Source organism: Proteus sp. G4380, assembly GCF_963885725.1.
GTDB lineage: Bacteria > Pseudomonadota > Gammaproteobacteria > Enterobacterales > Enterobacteriaceae > Proteus > Proteus mirabilis.
In genome coordinates, this window is the sequence record NZ_CAWPAV010000028.1 from 1 (window position 1) to 7549 (window position 7549).

6 protein-coding genes are annotated in these 7549 nt (G+C 40.2%); all 6 read right to left on the bottom strand.

The window, feature by feature from the left end; genetic code table 11:
- Positions 1–6: 6 nt before the first annotated feature.
- Entirely contained in the window at positions 7–1014 is a 1008-nt protein-coding gene (oppF, locus tag AACU98_RS01620) for a murein tripeptide/oligopeptide ABC transporter ATP binding protein OppF (RefSeq protein WP_004243227.1), read from the bottom strand.
- A complete protein-coding gene (locus tag AACU98_RS01625; protein WP_049208041.1) occupies positions 1011–2000 on the bottom strand; it encodes an ABC transporter ATP-binding protein in 990 nt (329 codons plus the stop codon). The genes oppF and AACU98_RS01625 overlap by 4 nt, the downstream gene beginning before the upstream one ends.
- Positions 2001–2007: 7 nt before the next feature.
- On the bottom strand, positions 2008–2916 hold the full coding sequence (gene oppC / locus AACU98_RS01630) for an oligopeptide ABC transporter permease OppC (RefSeq protein ID WP_004243229.1): 909 nt from the start codon (positions 2914–2916) through the stop codon (positions 2008–2010).
- Positions 2917–2934: 18 nt separating this feature from the next.
- Positions 2935–3855: an oligopeptide ABC transporter permease OppB gene (gene oppB / locus AACU98_RS01635; protein ID WP_004243230.1), complete on the bottom strand. Its 921-nt coding sequence runs from the start codon at positions 3853–3855 to the stop codon at positions 2935–2937.
- Positions 3856–3933: 78 nt separating this feature from the next.
- On the bottom strand, positions 3934–5571 hold the full coding sequence (oppA, locus tag AACU98_RS01640; protein ID WP_004248215.1) for an oligopeptide ABC transporter substrate-binding protein OppA: 1638 nt from the start codon (positions 5569–5571) through the stop codon (positions 3934–3936).
- 267 nt (positions 5572–5838) lie between these two features.
- Complete coding sequence (locus AACU98_RS01645) at positions 5839–7479, bottom strand: ABC transporter substrate-binding protein (protein ID WP_004243232.1); 1641 nt, start codon at positions 7477–7479, stop codon at positions 5839–5841.
- Positions 7480–7549: the final 70 nt, after the last annotated feature.

Genomic DNA, 7549 nt, shown 5'->3' on the forward strand with positions numbered 1-7549 from the left:
TATTTATTAAAGTGGATCAACTTTTAAACAAGATACCGCATGGCGGAAACTTCCCTCTAATAAGGGGCGCGTTTTAGCACATTCTTCATCAGCCATCGGACAACGTGTACGGAAAATACAGCCTGATGGTGGATTAATTGGTGAAGGAAGCTCTCCTTCTAACAAATCAATATGCTTGTTACGCTCTTTATCCGGATCAGGAATAGGCACCGCTGACATTAATGCTTTGGTATAAGGGTGTAATGGGTGATGATAAACTTCATCATAAGTCCCCAATTCCACCGCATGACCTAAATACATCACTAAGACACGATCTGAGATGTGTTTCACTACCGCAAGATCATGCGCAATAAAGATGAGCGATAATCCCATCTCTTTTTGGATATCTTTCAGTAGATTGACTACCTGAGCTTGAATAGAAACATCCAGTGCCGATACAGGTTCGTCACAGATAACCAGTTTTGGCTCTAAGATCAGTGCGCGAGCAATACCAATCCGTTGACACTGTCCACCAGAAAACTCATGAGGATAGCGGTTAATTAAGTTTGGTAATAACCCCACTCGCATCATCATCGCTTTGACTTTTTCAACCACTTCAGCCTGTTTCATTTTCGGATGATAGGTTTTTAGTGGTTCGGCAATAATATCGCCAATCGTCATTCTTGGGTTTAAGGAGGCAAGTGGATCTTGGAATATCATCTGAATATCTTGACGAACATCGCGCCACTGTTTATTGCCCATGCCTAATAAGTCATTGCCTAACCAAGTGACTGTACCACCCGATGCTTTAACTAAGCCGATAATGGCACGCGCAAAAGTTGATTTGCCACAACCAGATTCCCCTACTACACCTAAGGTTTCACCTTCGTATAAACGTAAGGTAACACCATCAACGGCTTTGAGGCTTTTTTTAGGTTGCCAGAACCACTGTTTATTATCTTGTACATCGAAATAAACTTTTAGATCGTTAACTTCGAGGATCACTTTTCTATCTTGTAAGGTGGCTTGGCTCATACTAACTCCTCCGCCGCTTTAAAACAGGCTCGTAATCTTCCCTGAGCAAATTGTGTTAATTGAGGTTCACTATTCAAACACTGCTCTGTTGCATATTGGCAACGAGGCTGGAATGGGCAACCTTTAGGTAAACGCAATAAGTTAGGAGGATTACCCGGAATGGTCGCCAAACGTTCATCTTCACCATCTAAACGAGGTACTGCTTGCAGCAACCCAATAGAATATGGGTGTGATGGTTGGTAGAAAATATCTCGCGCATTACCATATTCCATGGTTCGCCCAGCATACATTACCAATACTTTGTCGCAAATACCCGCAACCACCCCAAGGTCATGGGTGATCATGATAATGGCAGTATTAAGCTCTTTTTTTAGCTCGTTTAGCAGTGTCATGATTTGTGCCTGAACAGTCACATCCAGTGCCGTTGTTGGCTCATCAGCAATTAATAGTTTTGGCTTACATAATAGTGCCATCGCTATCATTACCCGTTGGCGCATCCCACCAGAGAACTCATGGGGATACATGCCCATACGTTTATGGGCTTCGGGCATTTTTACTGCATCAAGCATGCGAACAGATTCCGCATATGCATCATTTTTACTCATACCCTTATGAAGCATAAGCACTTCTATTAACTGAGTGCCGACTTTCATATAAGGGTTAAGTGAGGTCATTGGATCTTGAAATATCATGGATATTTCTTCAGCACGCATTTTGTTTAATTGACTTTGGCGTAAGTTTAAAATTTCACGACCATTAAAATGCGCACTTCCAGCAGTACGACCGTTTTTAGCTAATAATCCCATTAAGGCGAACGCAGTTTGCGATTTCCCAGAGCCAGATTCACCGACAATTCCTAAGGTTTCCCCTGCAGATAGCTCAAAGTTGAGCTTATTTACTGCGGTTACATCCCCATCTGGAGTACCAAAGGTGACACAGAGATCTTTTACACTTAACAATGGATTATTTGTTGAATTTGTCATCATGTTCTCCTTAACGATCTTTCGGATCTAATGCGTCACGTAAACCATCACCGATAAAGTTAAAGCAAAACAAGGTGACAACTAAAAATGCAGCTGGGAAAAGTAATAACCAAGGAGAAACTTCCATTGAATTTGCACCATCACTCAGTAGAGCTCCCCAACTACTTAATGGCTCTTGTGTGCCTAATCCTAAGAAACTTAAAAATGATTCAAATAAGATCATGCTAGGAACCAGTAATGAAGCGTATACCACAACAACACCTAATACATTCGGCACGATGTGTTTAAGGACGATATTACGTGATGACACACCACAGACTAACGCCGCTTCAATAAACTCTTTACGTTTTAAACTGAGTGTTTGTCCCCGTACGATACGAGCCATATCGAGCCAAGATACCATGCCGATGGCAACAAAGATCAGTAAGATATTTTGCCCAAAAAAGGTCACCAGTAAGATAACAAAGAACATAAATGGGAAGGAGTTTAATATCTCCAGTAAACGCATCATCACTGAGTCAACGCGCCCACCGATATAACCTGCCATCGCGCCATAGAGGGTACCAACAATCACCGCGACAAATGCCGCTGCAATACCTACCATCAGTGAAATACGTCCACCAATTGCTACACGAACTAATAAGTCACGTCCTGATGAGTCAGTGCCAAAATAGTGCGCTGAGGCAAAATCAGGTGGCATTGACATCATTTCCCAATCCGTATCGTCATAAACAAAAGGCGATAACATGGGGGCGAAAATGACAAAAAGTAAAATACAAAATAGTAGTACTAGGCTGGTGATCGCCGCTTTATTGTGCATAAAACGACGACGGGCATCTTGCCATAAACTACGACCTTCAACATCTAGCTGCTCCGAGAAATTCCCCAGAGCTTCGCTATTTTCTTTCATCGATAACATAACGTGCTCCAGTCTCTATTAATAACGAATTTTCGGATCGATTACGGCGTATAAAATATCAACTATGGCATTAAATAAAATGGTTAAACCACCCACAATAATGGTTAAACTCAATACCAATGAGTAGTCTCGATTTAATGCACCATTAACGAAAAGCTGACCAATACCCGGTAATCCAAAAATGGTTTCAATGACCATAGAGCCTGTAATAATCCCCACAAATGCCGGCCCCATATAAGAGATCACTGGCAGTAATGCTGGTTTTAACGCATGACGTAGCACTATGCGTTTCATTGGCAAGCCTTTGGCTTTGGCCGTTCTGATAAAGTTTGAGTGTAAAACTTCAATCATAGAACTACGTGTGATACGCGAAATACTTGCAATGTAAGAGAGCGATAATGCAACCATCGGCAGTAACATGTACTGGATTTGCCCACCATTCCAACCTCCCGCCGGTAACCAACGTAAGGTAATCGCAAAGATAAGCACTAATAGTGGCGCCACCACAAAACTCGGTATCACAACCCCCGTCATGGCAAATGTCATGACGGTATAATCCCATTTGGTATTTTGATTCAGTGCGGCTATCACGCCTGCCCCCACACCAAAAATAACCGCTAATACAAAGGCCGATAGCCCTAATTTTGCAGAAACAGGGAATGCTTTACCGACTAAAGTGTTAACACTGTAGTCTTTATATTTAAAAGAAGGCCCTAAATCCCCTTTCGATAATTGAATTAAATAATCGAAGTATTGTTTGTAAATGGGATCGTTTAAATGATATTTCGCTTCGATGTTGGCCATAACTTCAGGGGGTAATTTCCTTTCCCCAGTAAAAGGGCTACCCGGCGCCAAGCGCATCATAAAGAACGAAATCGTTATTAGAATAAAAAGTGTCGGGATCGCTTCCAAAAAGCGACGAAAAATAAATTTGAGCATTGCCCGTTCCTATAACACAAACCTATTCAGGCGTGGTGATAAAAAGACCTCACTTAACTTAAGCAAGGTCTCGCCCGATTATTTAGCAATAATATACAAGTCTTTAGTATGTAAATTATCCAGTGGATCTTTACCAGAATAACCACCGACATAAGGTTTAACCAAACGGGTGTTTACGTAGTAGTAAAGTGGAACAATGGCAGAATCTTTATCTAATACACCTTCTGCTTTTTGATAAATTTCTGCACGTTCATCATCCGATTTCACGCGTAAAGATTCTTTCATATACGCATCAAATTGTTTGTTTTTATAGTGAACGGTATTATTACTGCTGTAAGACAGCATCATGTTAAGGAATGAAGAAGGTTCGTTATAATCTGCACACCATCCTGCACGTGCAACATCATAATTACCTTGGTGACGTGTATCTAAGAACGTTTTCCACTCTTGGTTTTCAAGAGAAACCTCAGCACCTAAGTTTTTCTTCCAAATAGAAGAGGCCGCAATCGCAACTTTTTTATGTAGATCAGAGGTGTTATACAGTAACTTGAATTTTAATGGATTAGCTTTGTTATAACCCGCTTCTTCTAATAATTGGCGTGCCTTTTCATTACGTTGCTCTTGGGTCCAAGAAGCAAACCACTCTGGTTTACTCTCTTTAATGCCATCGGTGAAAGGCGGTGTAAATCCGTAAGCAGGGATATCACCTTGGTTTTTCACTTTATAAGTGATGATATCTCTATCCATAGATAGTTTTAGTGCTTCACGTACTCGTGGATCGTCAAAGGGAGCTTTCTCATTATTAATTTCATAATAATAGGTACATAAGTATGGACTGATACGTAATTCATCTGGGATCTCTTTTTTCAATTTTTGGAAAAATTCAATCGGCAGATTGCTATAAGTCATATCGATTTCACCCGCACGATAGCGGTTTACATCGGTGACTTCTGATGAGATAGGTAAAAAAGTAACTTTATTGATAACCGTATTTTTATTGTCCCAATAGGTTGGACTACGCTCTAATTCAATACGTTCGTTTACCGTCCAATTTTTCAGTACATAAGCACCATTGCCGACAAAGTTCGCAGGTTGCGTCCACTTTTCACCAAATTTTTCAATCACTTTTTGATTCACTGGCGACATCGAGGAGTGAGCTAGCAATTTAGGTAAATAAGGTACGGCCTCTGATAATGTGATTTCTAATGTATTATTATCAAGCGCTTTAACACCTAGTTCCGTCGGTTTTTTCTTACCGGCGATAATATCGTCAATATTAACAATATGGGCATATTGTAGATAACTTTCATAAGGTGATGCTGTATTCGGATCTGCTAAACGTTGCCAGCTATAAACAAAGTCTTGCGCTGTTACAGGGTCACCATTTGACCATTTCGCGTCTTCACGAATTTTGAACGTCCAAACGGTAAAATCTTTATTTTCCCAGCTAGTCGCAGAGCCCGGTAGAATTTCACCATCAGGCCCTACAATCGTGATCCCTTCAAATAGATCTCGTGCTAATGCTGATTCAGGTACACCCTCAATTTTATGAGGATCAAGTGATTGTGGCTCAGAGCCATTATTACGCACTAACTCTTGTTTATCAGCCAGTTTTACCCCATCAGGCACAACAGCCGCAGTAGCATTGAGCGCCGTAAAACCAAAGATAGTACCAATGGCGATCGCTAGCGCACTTTTTTTAGTTACATTTATCATCTTATCAAATACTCCCAGTTAGTGAGTCGGCCATTGTTCGGCCTTCCTGTGATGCTTCGCTGTGTTTTTGGAACGTTTTACACAACTTATTGTTTTACAAAAAAATAAAATATTGTTTCGGATTGACTATCTATGCTTAACTGCATGATGTCTTTATCATTTTTGTGCCGTTATATTTTGTGTAGTACTTTTTATGCTGTACTTTTTTAAATTGCTTTTGCTAATTAAAATCAGATATAGCTATAGATGCGTTATAACTTACCAGTTTTATTTATCTGCCTTTATAAAATAGCGCTTTAAGTCCGTATAATCAAAGGGGTCTTTACCGGTAAATCCGCCCACTTTAGGACTGACCATTCTGACACTCACACGATAATAGACTGGTACAATAGCGGAGTCCTTGTCTAACAAGGCTTCAGCACGTTGATACAGTTGGTGACGCGCTTCATTATCAGTGGCCAGTAACGCATTCTTTAATGCAGCATCATAATCACTATTTTCATATAAAATAGTATTTAGACTGCTAGTGGAGAGGAAAGAGTTTAAAAATGATGTTGGTTCATTGTAATCGGCACACCATGTTGCCCTTGCCACTTGGTAATTACCTTGGTTACGATTTTCTAACGTCGTTTTCCACTCTTGATTTTGTAAAGTGACATTAGCACCAATATTCTTTTTCCACATAGAAGCGGCAGCAATAGCTTGTTGCTTATTCTGATCGGATGTGTTGTACAACAATGTAAACGATAATGGGTTTTGGCTGTCATAACCGGCTTCTTTTAATAACTCACGCGCTCTTTCATGACGCTGTTGTTGCGTCCAACCTGCCCATTTAGGGGGTTTAAACTTGCCATTATTAATAAAAGGTGGAGTAAAAGAATAAGCCGGTATTTGCCCTTGCCCCATGATCTTTTCCGCGATAATTTCTCTATCTAAACTTAATTTTACCGCTTCACGCACACGGGGATCATCAAAAGGTGGACGTTTATTATTAAGCTCATAAAAGAAAGTACATAGGTAAGGCGTAATATGTAGAGCCTCCGGTTGCTCTTGTTTCATCTTTCGATAAAGCGTAGGAGGAATAGCGCTATTGGTGATTTGAACTTCACCGCTACGGTAGCGATTAATATCACTGGTTTCTGAACTAATAGGTAAAAAAGTCGCTCGTTCAATAATGGTGTTTTTGTTATCCCAATAAAGCGGATTACGTTTTAAAGTGATTTTTTCATTAACCACCCAATTATCAATTAAATACGCCCCATTACCGACAAAGTTTTCCGGGCGAGTCCAATTGACACCATATTTTTCAACAATCTCTTTTTTAACTGGTTTTAATGAGGTGTGGTTTAGCATATCCACCAGATAGGGAACCGGTTGTGTGAGCGTAACTTGCAAAGTATGTGGATCAATTGCTTTTACCCCTAGACTCTCTGGGGATTTCTTACCTGTCAGAATATCTGCAACATTTTCCACATAGGCATATTCAAGATAACTGGCATAAGGCGAGCCAGTTTGGGGATCTGTTAATCGACGCCAACTATAAACAAAATCATCTGCAGTAACCGGTGTACCATCACTCCATTTCGCATCATCGCGTAAATAGAAAGTCCATGTTTTATTGTCTTCTGAGCTCTCCCATTTAGCGGCAACCCCCGGCATACTTTCACCATTAGGCCCCATATAAGTGAGCCCTTCTAATAAATTTAAAATAATATTACTTTCTGGTACCCCTTCCACTTTATGTGGATCAAGGGAGGAAACTTCAGTGCCATTATTAATAACAATATCTTGTTGTTTCGCAAGAAGAGTACCTTCTGGAGGTATTACCGCATGAGAAAGAAAAGAGGTCAGCGCAAGTGATATAATGCTGACAGGAAACATCATTTTTAACATAACTTTCTTTTTCATGGGTACCTCTCCTAATAAATAATCATCTATAGCGGGGTTACTCAATTTACATATAAATTATTTTTAAATA